Origin of the sequence: Microbacterium saperdae (assembly GCF_006716345.1) — a bacterium.
GTDB lineage: Bacteria > Actinomycetota > Actinomycetes > Actinomycetales > Microbacteriaceae > Microbacterium > Microbacterium saperdae.
Map to the genome: position 1 here is coordinate 1,956,555 of NZ_VFOX01000001.1, position 15,548 is coordinate 1,972,102.

The following is a 15,548-nucleotide window of genomic DNA, read 5'->3' on the forward strand; positions in this document are numbered from 1 at the left end:
CGGCCCCCGTCGTGGGCGCGGAGAACACGGAGCCACGACGCCTCATTCAACCTCGAACACTTGACATCCCGCTGCAGGGCTGGCGAGATGCCCGGGACGCATGGACTGCAAGTCAGATAGGTAGCGGTGAGCGCAGTGACGCCATCGTTGAATGCGAGGTCCCGCGGTTCATGTACGCCGCCCTTCCTGGTTCGAGAGCAAACTGCCTACACTCCTTCTGGGCCTGTGGCGGTGGATGCGGTAAAGGTCGTGTTCACCGTCTCCGGGTGGGCACGCGTGCATGCGTCGGCTGGGGAGGTGCTCCTGACGCCGGGCAGCGTTCTCACGATTCCGAAAAACCTGGAGTGCCGAGGCCTTCCGATGGGGCACGTGCGGACGGTAACCCTCTACATCGATTCTGAGTACCTCTCCGACCAAGTGCGGTGGTTGTCGACGGCGCATCCGCTGGTGCATCATCTGCACAGCGCTTTGAACGGAGACCCCACGCTACGCACATTGCAACTCGCGACGTCTGCAATGCACCAGCTCACGCCGTCGCTGGTCAGTTTGGCGCAGTCAGCGAACGACGCTCGAATCGATTTCGCGATGCTCTCTTTCGTTGCGCGCGTGTTCGATGCAGTCGGGCGATTGAGTGGTGTCTCGGCAGGAAGCCTCGATTTTGCACGAGTGGTGCCGCGCCGGGAGGTGCTTTACGCGACCACCCTGCTACGCGCTGAGCTGAGTCGCCCTTGGAGGATCGAGGATCTCGCCCGTGAGGTCGCCGTCTCGCCTTCCCACCTGGCACGACTATTTCGCACCCAGCTCGGCATCTCACCCGCGGCGTTCCTTCGTCAAGTTCGTGCAGACCGCATGGCCGAGCTACTCACCACGACGAGCCTCTCTGTGAGCGAGGCCGGAGCAGTCGTCGGGTGGACCGATGCTGCGGTTGCTTCGCGCTCGTTCAAGCAGCGGTACGGGGTGCCTCCAAGCGTCTACGCCAGTTCCTGCCGTGAGAAGACGATCACGCCAGCGCCGGTTCCGCAGCCCGCTCTCTGAGCGCTCGGTCAGTGAATCTCGAAGCCGCCAAGTGCGGATACTGGTGCAGGGTGCGTATTCGGATGGAGTGAATAGCACGGCCGGTCGGCACGGAGAGGTCGCCGCGGTCAGGGTGTGGTGCGCTTGTGGATCTGGTGGAACAGTGCGGCGAAGTCGGCGGGTTTCTCGAAGTGGAACCCGTGTCCGGTGTCGACGCGTTCGATGACGCAGTCGGCCATGCGATCACATGCGCGTGCCGCGTCGTCGTCGGTCATCGCGCCTTCGAGGATGCCGGCGTCGGTGATCCGCCAGTTTGCGTGCACGAGGATCGAGGGCTGTAGGACCTTCTCGAGGGTCGCCGCCTGGTCGAAACCCTCCTGCCAGGCAAGGGTGTAGAACGCGTCGGCGAAAGCCGGATCGAACTCGTGCATGTACGCGAAGGACTCGTTCGTGTTCGGCGGTAGGAACCAAAGTGATAGCGGCTGATCGGGATGCTTCTGACGGTAGCTCTTGGCGTAGCTGACGATGCCGTCGCGGCCGCCGCCGAAGTATCCGATCCACCCGTTGTGCTCGATGTACCACGAGGCGAAGTCGTCAACGGCGTCCTGCTGCAGGTACTCGTGCGCCGGTTCAGCCAGGTCGACGTAGTTGAACTGCTGGGGCATGCGGTCGGGATCCGTGGAGAAGAACGGCGGATCCTCGAACACCAGACCCCGTACCTGCTCGGGTGCGGCGGCCGCGACCCATGCGGCGACGAGCCCGCCGGATGAATGGCCGGACAGGATGACCGGTTCGCCGATCACCTCGCGGATGAAGTCGACGACGTCTTGGCCCAGGTGGTGCACGTCGTACCGCCCGGGAGTGCGGGCCGAGTCGCCGTGCCCGGCGAAGTCGATCGCGTACACGTGGAAGCCCGTGGCCAGCTCGGGGAGCGTCCGTGCGTACGATGCCCAGGCGGCACCCTGGCCGTGCAGCAGCAGGACGGCCGGACCGTTGTCGGGTCCTTCGGTGAAGTTGAGCTCGGTGCCGCTGGGAAGCACGGCCTGCGCTTCGCGGAAACCGGCGTCTTGGACGCGCTGCAGGTCACGCGACGCATAGGTGGTGTTGTTCCAGGCGTAGCCGCCCAGCCCTGCAGAGCCAACGACGACGATCACTGCGACCGTGATCGCGACAGTCATCCACATCCTTCTGCCCTTCTGTGGAGCGCTCGGCGTGTCCCGACGGGCTTCCTTCACGCGAGCTATTTGACATGTATAACATGTATTTCATGTCCAACGAGTATGGTGATGTCCACTACGGTCCCGAGGGTCGCGTGTTTTACGGCTCGGTGACGGTCGGTGAGCGAGGTCAGGTCGTGATCCCTGCGCAGGCGCGTCGCGACCATGAGATCGAGCCGGGGCAGAAGCTCATCGTGCTCGGGAACGCGGACGGGATTGCCCTGATGAGCATCGATAAGCTGCTCGCCGTGCTCGGCGACTCGGCCGAGCTACTCACACACGTGAAGAAGACGTCCGACGGCAGCTAAGCGTTGCCGGCAGCACAGGATGCGCTCGGACACAGCGACTCTCCTCCGACGGTGAGCTTGCCCGAACGCGGGATCGTCGCGGAAGCACGCGCCCTTTGTGCAAGTACTGAGATGACGAGTCTGAGTGGACTCGGGACGGTTGGTCGTTGATTGCCGATCGTGTGTGGGAGAAAGCTGGCACGGGGAATCAGCGAGGCGCAGACACCTCGCGGAGCTCAGACTCGGCCCACTGGGACCGGCTCTTGCTTGGCGTCGACGGTGGCGCTGTGGGCTCGGTTTCGTCGGTGTGGCCCGTACCTGCTGGGTGAGGCTGTTCGTCGCACACGAGCGCGGACAGGCCCCGAACAGCAGGGAGCCACCGTCATGCCCGACCCCACCCCGCCGACCAGAGCGCCGCTGACCGAACTACCCAAGCCGACGTTCGCCGACGATCGGGCCACGCTCTATCTTGGGGACGCGGTCGAGACCCTCCCGCTCCTACCCGAGGCCAGCATCGACGCGCTGGTCACCGACCCGCCGTACGGGCTTAGCTTCAACGGGCAGACCTGGGACGACGCATCCGGGTTCCGGGAATCCCTCCCACACATCGACACCAGTGCGATGAGTGCACCGGAGGTGTTCGAGACGTGGTGCACGGCGTGGGCTGCGGGAGCATTGCGTGCGTTGAAGCCGGGTGCGTATGTTGCAGCGTTCGGTGGTGCACGCACCTGGCATCGCATGGTGCGTGGGATCGAGAATGCAGGGTTCGAAATCCGCGATCAGATTGCATGGCTGCACACCACCGGGATGCCCAAGAGCATGGACCTCTCGCACGCCATCGACAAGCACCACGGCATGCAACGCACCGACCGGATCGTGCAGACCACTGATCACGACGGGGTGCTCGGCGCGACCCGCACGGTCCTGTCCAAAGGCACCCCGGTCACCGAGGACGCGCAGCAGTGGGATGGATGGGGCACGGCACTGCGGCCGGCATTCGAGCCGATCATCATCGCCCGCAAGCCACCCGAAGGAAACCTCGTCCGCAACGTCCTCAAGCATGGCGTCGGCGGGATCAACATCGACGACGGCAGGTTCGCTGACGGCCGGTGGCCGACGAACGTCGCATTCGACCCCGGGCAGGCGGATGCGCTGGATGTGCTGACCGGGACGTGGCAGGGCGAGTCGCTGTCGCGGAAGTTCCCCATCTTTCGCTTCGAGCACAAACCCAACGCCGCGGAACGGCCCCGCGCGTTCGGGGTCTCGCACACGACGGTGAAGCCGCTGGCGCTGATGCGGTGGCTGATCACGCTCGTGACACCGCCTCGCGGGGTCGTGTTGGAGCCGTTCGCTGGGTCGGGAACGACGGTTGAAGCGGCGCTTGGTTGTGGGACTCGGGTTGTAGCGGTTGAGAAGAGCGCAGACTTCCTGCCACTGGTCACCTCCAGGATCGAGCGCATGTTGCCATAGGCCATGAGCCGTGCTCGGCCTCGCTGTCCGCGGGTGTTCAGTGCCTGTCGTCGGTGGCTGACTCCAGTTGCTCGGCGTAATTGTGTAGCTCGGCGGCTCCCTTGAGCGCCTGGCGTGAGCGGGCGCTGAGGGAGCGAGAGCGCTCGTCGAGCGCGCGTTCCAGTGCTGCTGGCGATCCTGCGCTGCTTATGGCTCCCACGACGGGGCTGATGCGTTCGAACAGATACCCTCCTTGTCGCAGCAGGCGGATGATCCGGGCGATGTGCATTTGAGGCTCCGTGTATGAGCGGCGCTGGGTGTGCGGATCGCGTTCTGCGCTGAGCAGCCCCGCGTCTTCCCAGACGCGAAGCGTGGATGTCTTCACGCCGAGCATCGTGGCCAGCTCGCCGATACTGACCCGATCTGCCGTCGGGGCGGGAAGTGGCGCGTCGTCGAGCACGGAGTGCAGCGCTACCGATAGATCGCGCAGTTCCTGGCGTTGACGATGCAGCACCGCGTGGCTGGCATCGAGCCGAGCTAACGCTTCGTCGAGGTCTCCCGCTGTGGCCAGGGTCATGACCTCGTTAGCGATTGCTGGGCCGTGGCCCGCTGACAAGGCTCGGTACGCGCGAGCGGCTCGCACATGTATCCCGGCGTATCGCCGATATCCACTCGTGGTGCGTTCCGCGCGAGGCAACGCACCGTCAGCTTCCCAATTGCGGATCGTCTGCGGGGTCACCCCCACCTCCCGAGCCACGTCCACCGGCCTCACGAAACCACCTCTCTCACAACTCTTCGCCCGCTCCTCGTCAGACGAGCTCCCCAAGTTTATAACAGCACTTGAGTGTCACACTTGAACTAACGATTCGACAGGGAAGGACGTGACATGAAGTTTCGACTCGAGGTGGATCTCGAACAGCTCGATGGCACAGCGCAGGAGGAGCTGGGGCGCATCCTGCGGTACTGGGCCGGGAACCTCAAGCACTACACGCTGGAGCCGGGAGCCGGAGAGACCATCAGCGACTCCCGGTATGAGGCGGTCGGCGAGTGGCGGATCCAGTAACAGAGCTGTCACTCACGCTCAGCGCCAGAAGTTGAGTTTTTCGATGAACCCGCCGGGTCCGGCCAAGATCGGATGGCCTCCGTACCTGACGGGCAGGAAGGCAACGGAGGTGCGTCATGAGTCGGGGTCATTTGGTGTTGGAGCATGCGACGGATCAGATCATCGATGGTCATTCCTACCGGCGTGACCTTGGGGAGTTGGAGGAGTTGACGGAGTCGATCCGACGGTTCGGGTTGCTGTCGCCGATCGTGATCACCACCGGCAACGTCCTCATCTCCGGCAACCGTCGCCTCGCTGTCATGCGCGCCCTCGGGCACCGCACGGTCCCGGTGTGGGTTGTGCAGGGCGTCTCGGACAAGCTCTCCACCGTGCTGGCGATCCAGGACGAGAACACCCTCCACAAGATGCTCACCCCCATCGAACAAGCAGAGCTCTACGAGGAGCTCAAGCAGCTTTACGCCGAAGAGAACGCCCGCAAGCAGGAGAGCACCCAGTTCGGCTCTCTCACCCGCACCCCCGACACCAACGTTCACGTTGAGGGTGGGGAGGAGTCGGGTGTTCGCGGGAGTGAACACGGTGGTGTTGATTCAACACCACCGCAACCGGCAGGTACCGGTGCCGGTGGGAAGACGCGCATCCAAGCCGCGAAAGCCGTCACCGGCCGGGACTCTCACTCGATGCTCGACCAGGTCGTGGAGCTCAAGCAGATCGCCGCATCCGATGCCGAGCATCCCGAGGTGCGGCAAGCCGCCGCCGAAGCGCTCCTCGAGCTCAACACGGACGGGAAGGTCAACGGCCGCTACCTGCGAGTGAAGCTCCTCCAAGCACTGAACACCCTCGACAGGTGGGCGCTCGACCCGGACGAGCCGGACGCGGTGCGTGAGGCGGCTGCGGCGGAGCTCGAGCTGGTGAAGGCGCAGGAGCATCCCAAGGATGCGATGAAGGAAGTAACGCGGGCGCTTTCCCGGGTGGGGCAGTTGCGGAAGGATGCCGCCGCGCTCGCTCCACGGGAGGGGTGGAAGGACGCGGACCCGTTGCTGCGGCAGAAACACGCCATCCGCAAGCTCGTCGATCTGCTGCGCCGGGAGCACGGCTGGTGGGACCGCTACAACCCGACCGACTTCGGCCAGTACGCCGATGCCGAGCAGTGGGAACTCGTCCAGACCTACATCACCGAAACCGCAACATTCCTCGACCAGGCCCGCACTGCACGAATGACGAGCGAGGAGAACGCTGATGCCGACGTTTGAGGACCCGTCCCGGGATGCGGATGAGCTGGCGGAGGCCGCGCGGGGGCTGGCGTATGCGACCCGGCAGATCGAGACCCCAGAGGACACGTATGAGGTTCTCGGGTCGTTGCATCTGACGTTGTCGCGGATCCAGCAGGGCCTGCAGCAGCTCGCGGCCTGGCACGACCGACACGCCTCGTTCGCCGCCACCGACGACGGGGACCGGGCCGCGGGACATGAGCACGCGGTCAAAGCATCGGGGTGGTTGACGGTCGCCGCTGCCTCCACGGAGCAGGTGGTCCAGCTCGTGATGAAAGCCCACAGCGAGAACGGGCGGATCGCCTGGCAACCCGAGACCGCACCAACACGATCTGCGGGGCTCGCTGAAGCACTCGCGGAACGGGAAGCGGCCCTCGATCCCGAACCCCCAGCAAGCGGACACACCAGCCAGAGCACGGGCCTCACCCGCTGAACAAGGGCCGGTGGCGGGCGGGCGGCGCACCTATCGGGTGACCCCGCCCGCTTCTTGTTGGAAGGCCCGCCCATGTCCTCTGCTCACACCGACGACCAGCAGCGTCGTAGCCGTCGTCTGATCATCACGCTCACCGCGACCGGGCTTGTCATCGTGGTGCTCGCCGGGATTGGCATTTACGGCCTCATCACCGGCCCTGGCGACGCTGATGATCCCGGGGATCACACCCCGAACTCGTCCACGGCCTCGGTCGACCCCACCGCCCCGGACGGGCAGCCGGAAGAGGCGGAGTTGCCAGCCCTGCCGCGCACGAACAACCCCGAGACCTACGTGCGTGCGGTCGCGGAGGCGTTGTTCGACTGGGACACGTTCACCCTGCTGACCCCTTCGGATCACCGGGCAGTGTTGATTGAAGACGCCGACCCATCCGGCACGGAGACTCCCGGGTTGATCGCGGACCTGGACGGATACTTCCCGTCGACGGCGACGTGGCGGGATCTCGCCGAATACCGCACCCGCCAGCACCTCGAGATCGACCAGGTGTTCGTCCCCGCGCAGTGGGAGGAAGCCGTAGCTGCCTCCGGTGGGCAGATCACCGAGGGGACGGTGGCGTACACGGTCGAGGGGACGAGGCACCGAGACGGGGTCTGGTACGACGACCCCGTCGAAAGCTCGCATGCGGTGGCATTCACGGTGTTCGTGTCCTGTGCGCCGGTGTTCGACCGGTGCCATCTGCTGCGCCTGTCCGAACTCGACAACCCCCTCCACTAGCCGAAGGGGTTGTGATGAAGAAGCTCCTCGCCGCCGCAGTCACGTTCATGCTGCTCGCCCCGATGCTCGGCCTGCTCAGCATCGGAGTGCTCGTGAACCCGGCCGTCCTCAACCAGGGGAACTGCATCGCCAGTGGTGTGATCCTCGGTCCGATCCCGGACGAGCTCGAGGTCACCATGAAGGACGGGTACACCTTCACGCTCAACAAGCAGCAGCTCACCCACGCGGGAACCATCATCACCGTCGGCAGCAGCATCCCCGGGGTGGGGCGGGACGGGATCTTGATTGCGTTGATGGCGGCGCTGACGGAGTCGACGCTGCGGCAGTTGGCGAACACCGGCACCTACCCCGAGAGCGGCGACTACCCGAACGACGGCAACGGCTCCGACCACGACAGCTTGGGCCTGTTCCAGATGCGCCCGCAGTCCGGGTGGGGCACGGTTGCCGAGCTCATGGACACGACCTATCAGGCGCGGGCGTTCTACGGCGGACCCGACGGTCCCAACTACCCCTCGCCGCGTGGGCTGCTCGATATTCCGGGGTGGCAGCAGATGGACAAGGGCGAAGCCGCCCAAGCCGTGGAAGTGTCTGCTTACCCGGATCGGTATCAGAACTACGAGCCCGTCGCCCGCACCATCCTCGACACCCTCACCCGCAACAGCAGCGGTGGGAATGGCGGCGGGGTGCCTGGGGACACGAATATCCCGGAGACGAGCCGGTTGGTGTTTCCGCTGCCGACGGGCAGCTATGTACACACCTCCTCGTTCGGACCGCGGATCGACCCCATCACCGGGGAGGCGCGCCTGCACGCCGGGACCGACTGGGCAGCCCCCGACGGCACACCGATCTTCTCGTTGGCCGACGGCCTGGTGACCTATGCGGGGATGGTCGATGGGTATTCGGGGCAGATCACCATCGAGCACACCATCGGTGGCGAGAAGGTCGCGACGAAGTACATCCACATGTGGGCACACGGCATCCACGTCACAGCCGGGGACCGCGTCACCGCAGGCCAACACATCGGCGACGTCGGATCCTCCGGCCACTCGACCGGCCCGCACCTGCATTTCCAAGTCCACCCCGGCGGAGCGAACGCCCCCGCCGTCGATGCAGAGCCGTGGCTCGCAGAGCACGGCGTGGAGGGCATCGACGCGCCGGTCGGTGGCGGACCGGGCTGCACCACCTGACCCAAGCTGACCCGAGCTGAGGGAGGCCTGGCGGGGTGGGCGGCGCACCTGACCGGTGCCCACCCACCCCCTTGTCTTGAGGAGAACCGCATGTCCGTCACCACCCTGACGCTGCTACCGGCCGAGAACGTCTACCCCGACCTCTCCGGTGTCGGAGGCCGCTCCACCCTCATCGAGATCGTCGGCGCACTACTCACCATCGTGCTGATCGTCTCCGTCCTCATGCTCATCGTCTCCGGGATCGTCTGGGCCGTGTCCTCGTCGGCGGGGAACCCCCAGACCGCGACGAAAGGGAAGGTCGGGGTGTTCGTCGCCCTCGGAGCTGCCGTCCTCGCAGGTGCTGGGGTGACGTGGATGAACTTCCTGTTGAACCTCGGCGACACCCTGTAGGGCACGCTGCGTCGTCGTCGACGTGGCGGTTCAGCTCAGTGGGTTCGGGACGATTCTCGCGAAGGCGAGGCGGGCAGAGACGATCCGCTGCATGAGACCACGAACGCCGTGCGGGTCAGCGGGCAGCATCGCCCGGGTGACCTCCGTGTTGGCGCTAATGTTCTGGGTCATTGCGTGCATCACGTCCAGCGCGAGGGACGGGTGGGTGTCCAGCGCGCTGTGGCCGTGATCGCGCACCGGAAGCAGGACCGCTCCCGGTATTTGGGCGACGACCTTCTCCGCGGTCGCTCTGGGGGTGCGGATGTCGCGGTCGCCGCTGATGACCACGGTCGGCCAGGCGAATGCACGAACCTGCGTGGGGAGGTCGAAGGGCTCTCCCTGGAACGCGGAGAACTGCGGCGCGATGTCGGTGAAGCTCTTCCCGGTCTCCAGCGGGCCGCCGTCGGATGAGGGGGCGTAGGCGAGTTCTCGGAACGCGATCTCGCCGACCAGGTCGAACTCCATGACAAACGGGGTGGGTTCCATCAGCTCACGGTCGCCGAGCCGCCTCGCCCATTCCCAGAATCTGCGTCCCTTTCCTCTTTCGAGAAGGTCGATGGTGCGGTCGATGAACGCGAGCCCGCCGAACTCGTACAGGAACTGCAGCAGGAATCCTGCGTCTTCCTGCCGGATCCGGCCCGTATCCACCAGGCCACGCACCGCGTCGGCCTGTCGCTGGGTAGCCGGGGTGCCCGTCCAGAACAGTTCGCGGAGGGAGTCGGTCGACGACGCGCCGAAGTCTGCGCCGAGCATCGCCGAGTCCAGCACCATCCCCGACACCCGGCTCGGATGCCTGACTCCGAACCCCTGAGCGAGGTAGCTGCCATAGGAGGTGCCGTAGACGACGACCTGGTCGATGCCTTCGGCGTCCAGGATCGCGGCTGCGTCGTCGAGGACGTCGGTGACCGTGATCGCCTCCCTCGGCAGATCCGCGCCGTCCGGTGTCGTGCGGGACAGGCCGATGCCGCGGTGCTCCATCATCACCAGGTGCAGGCCGAGCTTCGCCGCCTTCGCCCGGAGCCGCTGATACGGCAGCACCGACGCCAGCCCCGGCCCGCCGGGGAAGACCAGCACCGGTATCCCTGCCTCGGGGCCGGTGCGCGCATACGCGAGCTCGAACGATCCGCCATCCGAAAGGGGGCGGAGCACGGTCTTGACCCCGGGGAATTTCAGGACCTGTGCACGCCGCTTCTCCCGCGCTATCGAAGCCTTCGTCTCGGGGGTCATGCGTGCTCCTTCACGATCAGGTCCCGCGCGGACCGATCCAGCAGATTCCGCGCGGAGGCCACCGTCATCGCCGCACCCGGCGTGACGATCTCCAGACAGATCCCTGACACGAGCGCGCTCAGCAGCAACACGGATTCATCGACGCGATCCCCGTCAATGGATCCTTCGTCGGCAAGCTGCTCCAGCCAGGCGGTGATCCGGGCATGGGAGCGCCGCACAGCCACTTCGAGGAAACTGACCGCCGCACTGTTCGCACCCGGCTCGAGCGCGTGCCGGTACATCCCGAACCACACCTCCAGCAGTTGCCGTTCGGTGGCCTCATCCGGGAGGAACTGCAGCACGCACCGGGCAAGACGATCACCCGGGTCCAGAGTCGTGTCCTGGATGTCGAAGTTCTCGATCGTGTCCTCCAGCACCCGCTGCACCACCGCAGTGTGCAACGCGCCCTGCGCCGGGAAGTAGTGCCGCAGCGTCCCCATTCCCACACCGGCGGCCCCGGCGACCGCGCGCACCGTCACCGCGTCAAGACCGGCCTCCACCGCCAACGTCGCCGCAGCATCAAGGATCCGGTCCCGCTGCCGCTCATTCGTCATACCCCGAGACTAGCACGGCGTGCTAGCACATCGTGCTAGTCGGGTTTGGGTGTCGCACCTGTCCAGGTGACCCCTCCCATCCGCGGAGGGGAATCGCTTGTGAAGGAGCCCACCCATGCTTGCCGTTCTCGACACCCTCACCACCATCACCGCTGTTCTTCCGGCGGAGATCGACGTCACCCCCAATGACTCCGGCCTTCCCGGGATCAGCGCGCTGCGCACGGTCGTGGGTGCGGTGATGACGATCGGGCTGATCCTGTCCGTCCTCGCCCTCATCATCTCCGCCGTCGTCTGGGGCTTCGGCTCGAACAGCAGTAACCCTCATCTGGCGTCGCGGGGGAAGGTCGGGGTGCTGATCTCCTGCGGTGCGGCAATCATCACCGGCGCGAGTGTGACGCTGATCAACTTCTTCTGGAACGTCGGCCAGACCGTCTCCTAACCACCACCCCGAACCCACGGAAGGGAGGGGTGTTGTGGCTGGTATCTGTGACGTCCCCATCATCAGCAACGTCTGCGACACCGTCGGCGAAGGCGCAGCCACCCTGGTCGCTGCACCATTCGACTGGCTCGCCCAAGCAATCGGAGCAGCCGCGTCCTGGATCTTCCAAGGCGTCTGGGCAATATTCGACTCCACCACCCTGGTCGACATCACCGGGGCCGGATATGTTGGCGTATACAACGTGATCTTCGGCATCGCGATCTTCGTCATGCTCATCTTCTTCTGCCTCCAACTCATCACCGGCCTCATCCGCCGCGAACCCACCGCCCTCTCCCGCGCCGCCCTCGGCTTAGCGAAGTCGGTGCTCGGCTCGTTCCTGGTCATCACGTTGACGGCAACACTGCTCGAGATCGTCGATCAACTCTCGATCGGGATCATCCAGGCCACCGGGACCACGTTGGAAGAGATGGGCGGGAAGATCGGTGTCCTCGTCGCAGGTCTCACCGCGATCAACCTCACCGCACCCGGTGCCGGCGCGATCATCACCATCTTCCTGTCGTTCCTCGCGATCTGCGCGGCAGCGATCGTCTGGTTCTCGCTACTCATCCGCAAAGCGCTGATCCTCGTCGCCGTCGTGATGGCACCCATTGCCCTATCGGGAGCGAGCTGGGATGCGACGAAGGACTGGTTCGGGAAATGGGCCAGCTTCGTGCTCGCGCTGATCTTCTCCAAACTCGTCATCGTCGTAGTGTTCCTCGTCGCGATCAACCAGGTCAACGCACCGATCGACATGGACCTCAGCTCGATTGCGGATCCAATCGCGGGGATCGTGCTGATGTTCATCGCCGCGTTCGCCCCCTACATGGTCTACAAATTCATCTCCTTCGTCGGCTTCGACATGTACCACGTCATGTCCGCCGAACAAGAGTCGAAGCAGGCCATGAACCGGCCCATGCCGCTCCCCGGGAAACCCGACGGCGGCGGCCCACAGAAAGTCCTCGACGGTGGGGGCGGCGACGGCAAAAACGGCGGTGGTGGTGGGAATCCGCCGCCACCGAGTGGTTCACCGCAGCCCGCTGCCGGAGCAAATGCAGGTGCCGGTGGCGGCACGACCGCAGCCTCGGGTGGTGCGGCGACAGGCTCGAGTGGTGCGGCTGCCGGTGGCGGCGGTGCTGCCGCAGCAGGCGGTGCCGGGGCCGGGGCGGCGGCTGGTCCGGTCGGGATCGCCGCTGTCGCAGGGGCGAAGGTCGCCAAGGGTGCAGCGGAGGCCGGCCCGAAGCTCGGCGGCGCGATTGGACGCACCGCCGACAACCACGCGGGAGCCGCCAACGAGGGGCAGGCCGCGCCACCACCCCCTGACCGGTCGACACCGCCCGCACAGCCCACCACACCGGCCCCGAGCGCGCCTGCGGCGAAGCCGCAGACCCCGCCCGCGAACAACAGCAGCGGCGGGCAGGCTCCGCCGCCGAAGCCCACGCCGAAGACCTGACCGGAGAGATCCGCGACTGAGAGAGGAGGTGAAGCACTCCGTCATCTGGGCGGTTGCCCGTGAACAGAACACCCGAATGGCGGTCGGACAGCGACCCGACCCCAGGGGGTGGTTCGCGGGCCACCGCCCGCTGTGGTGTCCGTACCTGACCGACGACCCCGAACACCTACCGCGTCAGGAGCACCTTATGGCCAGCACTGCGTCCACCCGCACCGAGTTCGAGCTGTCGGCTGTGAAGTTCTCCCGCCTCACCAAACGCGGGATCATCCTCGGCCTCTCCCTCCCACAAGTCATCGCCCTCTCTGTCGCGGTCGCCGTGTTCATCGCCTCCCTCTACACCGGAGGTCCCGCCGCGTTGTACACGTCCCCGATCTGGGGCACCGCCACAGCCCTCGCCTGGGTACCCATCGGCGGTAGGAAGCTCGTCGAATGGGTGCCGATCACTCTGCACTGGGTGCTCCGGCAGGCCCTCCGCCAGACCCGGTATCGGCGTCGCGTGGCGAAGCCTCGTCCGGCGGGGACTCTCGCGTTGCCTGGGGATGCAGCACCGCTGCGCCAGTACGACGACCCCGAAACCGGTACGGTCATGGTCCACGACCCGCACGGGCAGACCTTGACCGCGCTGGTGGAAGTGACGCATCCCTCATTCATCCTGTTGGATCCGGGTGAGCAGGAACGCCGCGTGCACGCCTGGGGTCGGGTGCTGTCCACCGCATGCCGGTCCACCCGGATCGCCCGTCTCCAAGTCCTCGAGCGCACCGTCCCCGACAGCGGGTCGGGACTCGCGCAATGGTGGGCCGAGCACGGCAACGACGACGACTCCTGGGTCGCGCGCACCTACCGGGAGCTCATCGACCGGGCTGGCCCCGCAGGGGAACGCCACATCTCCACCATCTCCCTGTCCTTGGACATGCGCGCCGCTGCCCGGGCGATCCGCACCGCAGGCGGCAGCCTCAAAGGCGCTGCCGTGGTGCTCAGGCAGGAGATGGAGACCCTCACGACCGCGCTGCGCACTGCCGACCTGAAACCCACCGACTGGTACACGGCTGGGCAACTCGCGGTCATGCTCCGCTCCGCCTACGATCCCGCTATCGCCGCGACCCTCGAACGCTCTGGCGAGATCGGGCAGGACCTCGCCACCGCTGGCCCGGTCGCGGTGGAAGAGACCTGGGACCAGCTGCGCTCCGATAGCGCGCATCACGCGGTGTTGTGGATCTCGGAGTGGCCCCGCTCACTCGTCTACCCAGGATTCCTCGCCCCCGTGCTGCTCTCCAGCGGGATCAGGCGTGCGTTCACGCTGCTGTGTGACCCGATCCGGTCTGATCAGGCAGCGCGGGACATTCGGAAGAAGAAGACCGAGTACATCAGTGATGCGGCGCAGCGGCAGAAGGTCGGTCAGATCGAAGACGCCCAACAGTCCGCTGAATACCAAGACGTCCTCCAGCAGGAAGCCGACCTCACCAGCGGCCACGGCGTCCTGCGCTACACAGGGCTCCTCGCCGTCTCCGCCACCACCGCCGTTGAGCTCGAAGCCGCAGTCTCCGCGATCGAACAGGCCGCCATCCAAGCCTCGTGCGAAACGCGGCGGTTGGTCGGGCAGCAGGCGCAGGCGTTCGTTGCTGCGGCGCTGCCGCTGTGCCGAGGTATCTGAGGTCATCGACTACCCACTCCCGCTGTGACTTGCCATGTTGTCAAGCTCTATCTAGGCTTGACAACATGGCAAGTGCGGAGGGTGGAGAGAGACCTGTCGATCCGGCGTTTAGTGATGTGGTCCATTCGCCGGTGCGGTTGCAAGTCTGTGCGGCGCTGGCTGCTGGCGATCGGGTGTTGTTCGCCGAACTGCTGCAGGCGCTGGGAGTGACGGATTCTCACCTGTCGAAGAATGTTCGTGTCCTGGCCGACGCCGGCCTGGTGGAACTGCACAAGGTCGCGCCCCCGGCAGGCGGTGGTGTGCGACCGGTGACTGCGCTGTCGCTCACCTCAGAAGGCGCGGACGCCTACCAGGGGCACGCCGCCTGGCTGCAGTCCATCACTCATGCCCCGGAGAAGGGAAACCACCCATGACGACCTTGCGCGACGCGCTGAACGCGACCTTCCGCCTGGAGGCGATCGAAGCCTCGTTCCTGCAGGCCATCGAAGGCATCCAGGCGATCGAGAACACCTACCTCAGCCCAGCGGAGAACCTGAGCCGGTCGCTGACGACGTTCACCTTCGCCGACTCCGACTCGCCGGGCGTGATCAAAGACGCCGAGAGCATCTTTAAAGATGGGATGCTCCACACTCGCACTCCCGACGGGTGGGTGGCGATCGAGCTCGACCGTCCCGCGATCGGGACGCTCAGTCTGCTCCTGTTGTTGCACGGGGCCGACCTCGACCAGACCCTCACCGACGACGGATCGCCGCTGATGGTGGCGGTCGATCGGGATCGCTCCCGGGAGCACGTGCCCGACCAGTACCGAGTTGTCCTCGATGACCTGCTCGCCGGTTCCGACATCACTCCGGACGGATACGTCCCGGAACACCTGACCGCGCGGATCGCAGTCGCCCATGACCCGTTGCACATCTGCGAGATGAGCTACACCAACGACACGATCCCTGCGACGTTCGCCCTGGAGCTGCACCCGACCGCACGTCGAGACATCCCCACCCCGCCCATGAGCAACTGACCAGCAGCCCCTGTCC

The 15,548-nt window shown here is 65.8% G+C and carries 18 protein-coding genes and 1 pseudogene; 14 read left to right on the forward strand and 5 right to left on the reverse strand.

The annotated features are described in order from the left end of the window. Window positions 1-225: 225 nt before the first annotated feature. Entirely contained in the window at window positions 226-1,035 is an 810-nt protein-coding gene (locus tag FB560_RS09325) for an AraC family transcriptional regulator (RefSeq protein WP_141872104.1), read from the forward strand. Between the two features lie 107 nt (window positions 1,036-1,142). On the opposite strand, the gene FB560_RS09330 is transcribed toward FB560_RS09325, so the two are convergent. Continuing rightward, complete coding sequence (locus tag FB560_RS09330) at window positions 1,143-2,192, reverse strand: alpha/beta fold hydrolase (protein WP_170198095.1); 1,050 nt, start codon at window positions 2,190-2,192, stop codon at window positions 1,143-1,145. Window positions 2,193-2,281: 89 nt separating this feature from the next. Here FB560_RS09330 and FB560_RS09335 point away from each other — a divergent pair, with 89 nt between their 5' ends. Then, the gene (locus tag FB560_RS09335) at window positions 2,282-2,539 is read left to right on the forward strand and encodes an AbrB/MazE/SpoVT family DNA-binding domain-containing protein (protein WP_141872106.1); all 258 of its coding nucleotides are present in this window, start codon (window positions 2,282-2,284) and stop codon (window positions 2,537-2,539) included. Window positions 2,540-2,902: 363 nt separating this feature from the next. After that, window positions 2,903-3,988, forward strand: a complete 1,086-nt coding sequence (locus FB560_RS09340; protein ID WP_141872107.1) for a DNA-methyltransferase — start codon at window positions 2,903-2,905, stop codon at window positions 3,986-3,988. 37 nt (window positions 3,989-4,025) lie between these two features. Here the strand turns inward: FB560_RS09340 and FB560_RS09345 are convergent, their stop codons facing one another. Together FB560_RS09345 and FB560_RS21190 are read right to left on the reverse strand one after the other, a co-directional pair. Next, on the reverse strand, window positions 4,026-4,544 hold the full coding sequence (locus FB560_RS09345; RefSeq protein ID WP_141872108.1) for a MerR family transcriptional regulator: 519 nt from the start codon (window positions 4,542-4,544) through the stop codon (window positions 4,026-4,028). Between the two features lie 42 nt (window positions 4,545-4,586). Continuing rightward, window positions 4,587-4,739: pseudogene (locus tag FB560_RS21190) on the reverse strand (MerR family DNA-binding transcriptional regulator); the annotation flags it as partial. 114 nt (window positions 4,740-4,853) lie between these two features. Between FB560_RS21190 and FB560_RS20680 the strand changes: the two are divergent. From FB560_RS20680 to FB560_RS09375, 6 genes are all read left to right on the forward strand, one after another. Then, window positions 4,854-5,030, forward strand: coding sequence for a hypothetical protein (locus tag FB560_RS20680; protein ID WP_170198097.1), 177 nt, complete (start codon window positions 4,854-4,856; stop codon window positions 5,028-5,030). A gap of 116 nt (window positions 5,031-5,146) precedes the next feature. Continuing rightward, window positions 5,147-6,280, forward strand: a complete 1,134-nt coding sequence (locus FB560_RS09355; RefSeq protein WP_141872109.1) for a ParB N-terminal domain-containing protein — start codon at window positions 5,147-5,149, stop codon at window positions 6,278-6,280. Beyond that, complete coding sequence (locus FB560_RS09360) at window positions 6,267-6,731, forward strand: hypothetical protein (protein WP_141872110.1); 465 nt, start codon at window positions 6,267-6,269, stop codon at window positions 6,729-6,731. Before FB560_RS09355 ends, FB560_RS09360 begins: the two co-directional genes overlap by 14 nt. Window positions 6,732-6,803: 72 nt before the next feature. Then, window positions 6,804-7,502: a hypothetical protein gene (locus FB560_RS09365; protein WP_141872111.1), complete on the forward strand. Its 699-nt coding sequence runs from the start codon at window positions 6,804-6,806 to the stop codon at window positions 7,500-7,502. Between the two features lie 14 nt (window positions 7,503-7,516). Next, on the forward strand, window positions 7,517-8,689 hold the full coding sequence (locus FB560_RS09370) for a M23 family metallopeptidase (protein WP_141872112.1): 1,173 nt from the start codon (window positions 7,517-7,519) through the stop codon (window positions 8,687-8,689). A gap of 90 nt (window positions 8,690-8,779) precedes the next feature. Further along, window positions 8,780-9,079: a DUF6112 family protein gene (locus FB560_RS09375; protein ID WP_141872113.1), complete on the forward strand. Its 300-nt coding sequence runs from the start codon at window positions 8,780-8,782 to the stop codon at window positions 9,077-9,079. Between the two features lie 30 nt (window positions 9,080-9,109). On the opposite strand, the gene FB560_RS09380 is transcribed toward FB560_RS09375, so the two are convergent. Together FB560_RS09380 and FB560_RS09385 are read right to left on the reverse strand one after the other, a co-directional pair. Next, entirely contained in the window at window positions 9,110-10,345 is a 1,236-nt protein-coding gene (locus FB560_RS09380) for an alpha/beta hydrolase (RefSeq protein WP_141872114.1), read from the reverse strand. Continuing rightward, window positions 10,342-10,938 (reverse strand): TetR/AcrR family transcriptional regulator, encoded by a 597-nt coding sequence (locus FB560_RS09385; RefSeq protein ID WP_141872115.1) that lies wholly within the window; start codon window positions 10,936-10,938, stop codon window positions 10,342-10,344. The genes FB560_RS09380 and FB560_RS09385 overlap by 4 nt, the downstream gene beginning before the upstream one ends. Window positions 10,939-11,053: 115 nt before the next feature. Between FB560_RS09385 and FB560_RS09390 the strand changes: the two genes are divergently transcribed. From FB560_RS09390 to FB560_RS09410, 5 genes are all read left to right on the forward strand, one after another. Continuing rightward, window positions 11,054-11,377 (forward strand): DUF6112 family protein, encoded by a 324-nt coding sequence (locus tag FB560_RS09390; protein WP_141872116.1) that lies wholly within the window; start codon window positions 11,054-11,056, stop codon window positions 11,375-11,377. Window positions 11,378-11,411: 34 nt separating this feature from the next. Next, entirely contained in the window at window positions 11,412-12,866 is a 1,455-nt protein-coding gene (locus FB560_RS09395; RefSeq protein ID WP_141872117.1) for a type IV secretion system protein, read from the forward strand. A 187-nt stretch (window positions 12,867-13,053) separates the two neighbouring features. Continuing rightward, on the forward strand, window positions 13,054-14,517 hold the full coding sequence (locus FB560_RS09400) for an SCO6880 family protein (protein WP_141872118.1): 1,464 nt from the start codon (window positions 13,054-13,056) through the stop codon (window positions 14,515-14,517). A 65-nt stretch (window positions 14,518-14,582) separates the two neighbouring features. Beyond that, entirely contained in the window at window positions 14,583-14,930 is a 348-nt protein-coding gene (locus FB560_RS09405) for a transcriptional regulator (RefSeq protein WP_141872119.1), read from the forward strand. Continuing rightward, window positions 14,927-15,532: a hypothetical protein gene (locus FB560_RS09410; RefSeq protein ID WP_141872120.1), complete on the forward strand. Its 606-nt coding sequence runs from the start codon at window positions 14,927-14,929 to the stop codon at window positions 15,530-15,532. The genes FB560_RS09405 and FB560_RS09410 overlap by 4 nt, the downstream gene beginning before the upstream one ends. The last annotated feature ends 16 nt before the right edge of the window (window positions 15,533-15,548 follow it).

What these genes read in the sequence shown, in the direction of transcription:
- FB560_RS09360 (WP_141872110.1), top strand. Translation starts at nt 6,267, where the DNA reads ATGCCGACGTTTGAGGACCCGTCCCGGGATGCGGATGAGCTGGCGGAG.
- FB560_RS09355 (WP_141872109.1), top strand. Translation starts at nt 5,147, where the DNA reads ATGAGTCGGGGTCATTTGGTGTTGGAGCATGCGACGGATCAGATCATC.
- FB560_RS09340 (WP_141872107.1), top strand. Translation starts at nt 2,903, where the DNA reads ATGCCCGACCCCACCCCGCCGACCAGAGCGCCGCTGACCGAACTACCC.
- FB560_RS20680 (WP_170198097.1), top strand. Translation starts at nt 4,854, where the DNA reads ATGAAGTTTCGACTCGAGGTGGATCTCGAACAGCTCGATGGCACAGCG.
- FB560_RS09335 (WP_141872106.1), top strand. Translation starts at nt 2,282, where the DNA reads ATGTCCAACGAGTATGGTGATGTCCACTACGGTCCCGAGGGTCGCGTG.
- FB560_RS09390 (WP_141872116.1), top strand. Translation starts at nt 11,054, where the DNA reads ATGCTTGCCGTTCTCGACACCCTCACCACCATCACCGCTGTTCTTCCG.
- FB560_RS09345 (WP_141872108.1), bottom strand. Translation starts at nt 4,544, where the DNA reads ATGACCCTGGCCACAGCGGGAGACCTCGACGAAGCGTTAGCTCGGCTC.
- FB560_RS09410 (WP_141872120.1), top strand. Translation starts at nt 14,927, where the DNA reads ATGACGACCTTGCGCGACGCGCTGAACGCGACCTTCCGCCTGGAGGCG.
- FB560_RS09385 (WP_141872115.1), bottom strand. Translation starts at nt 10,938, where the DNA reads ATGACGAATGAGCGGCAGCGGGACCGGATCCTTGATGCTGCGGCGACG.
- FB560_RS09330 (WP_170198095.1), bottom strand. Translation starts at nt 2,192, where the DNA reads ATGACTGTCGCGATCACGGTCGCAGTGATCGTCGTCGTTGGCTCTGCA.
- FB560_RS09405 (WP_141872119.1), top strand. Translation starts at nt 14,583, where the DNA reads ATGGCAAGTGCGGAGGGTGGAGAGAGACCTGTCGATCCGGCGTTTAGT.
- FB560_RS09375 (WP_141872113.1), top strand. Translation starts at nt 8,780, where the DNA reads ATGTCCGTCACCACCCTGACGCTGCTACCGGCCGAGAACGTCTACCCC.
- FB560_RS09400 (WP_141872118.1), top strand. Translation starts at nt 13,054, where the DNA reads ATGGCCAGCACTGCGTCCACCCGCACCGAGTTCGAGCTGTCGGCTGTG.
- FB560_RS09380 (WP_141872114.1), bottom strand. Translation starts at nt 10,345, where the DNA reads ATGACCCCCGAGACGAAGGCTTCGATAGCGCGGGAGAAGCGGCGTGCA.
- FB560_RS09370 (WP_141872112.1), top strand. Translation starts at nt 7,517, where the DNA reads ATGAAGAAGCTCCTCGCCGCCGCAGTCACGTTCATGCTGCTCGCCCCG.
- FB560_RS09365 (WP_141872111.1), top strand. Translation starts at nt 6,804, where the DNA reads ATGTCCTCTGCTCACACCGACGACCAGCAGCGTCGTAGCCGTCGTCTG.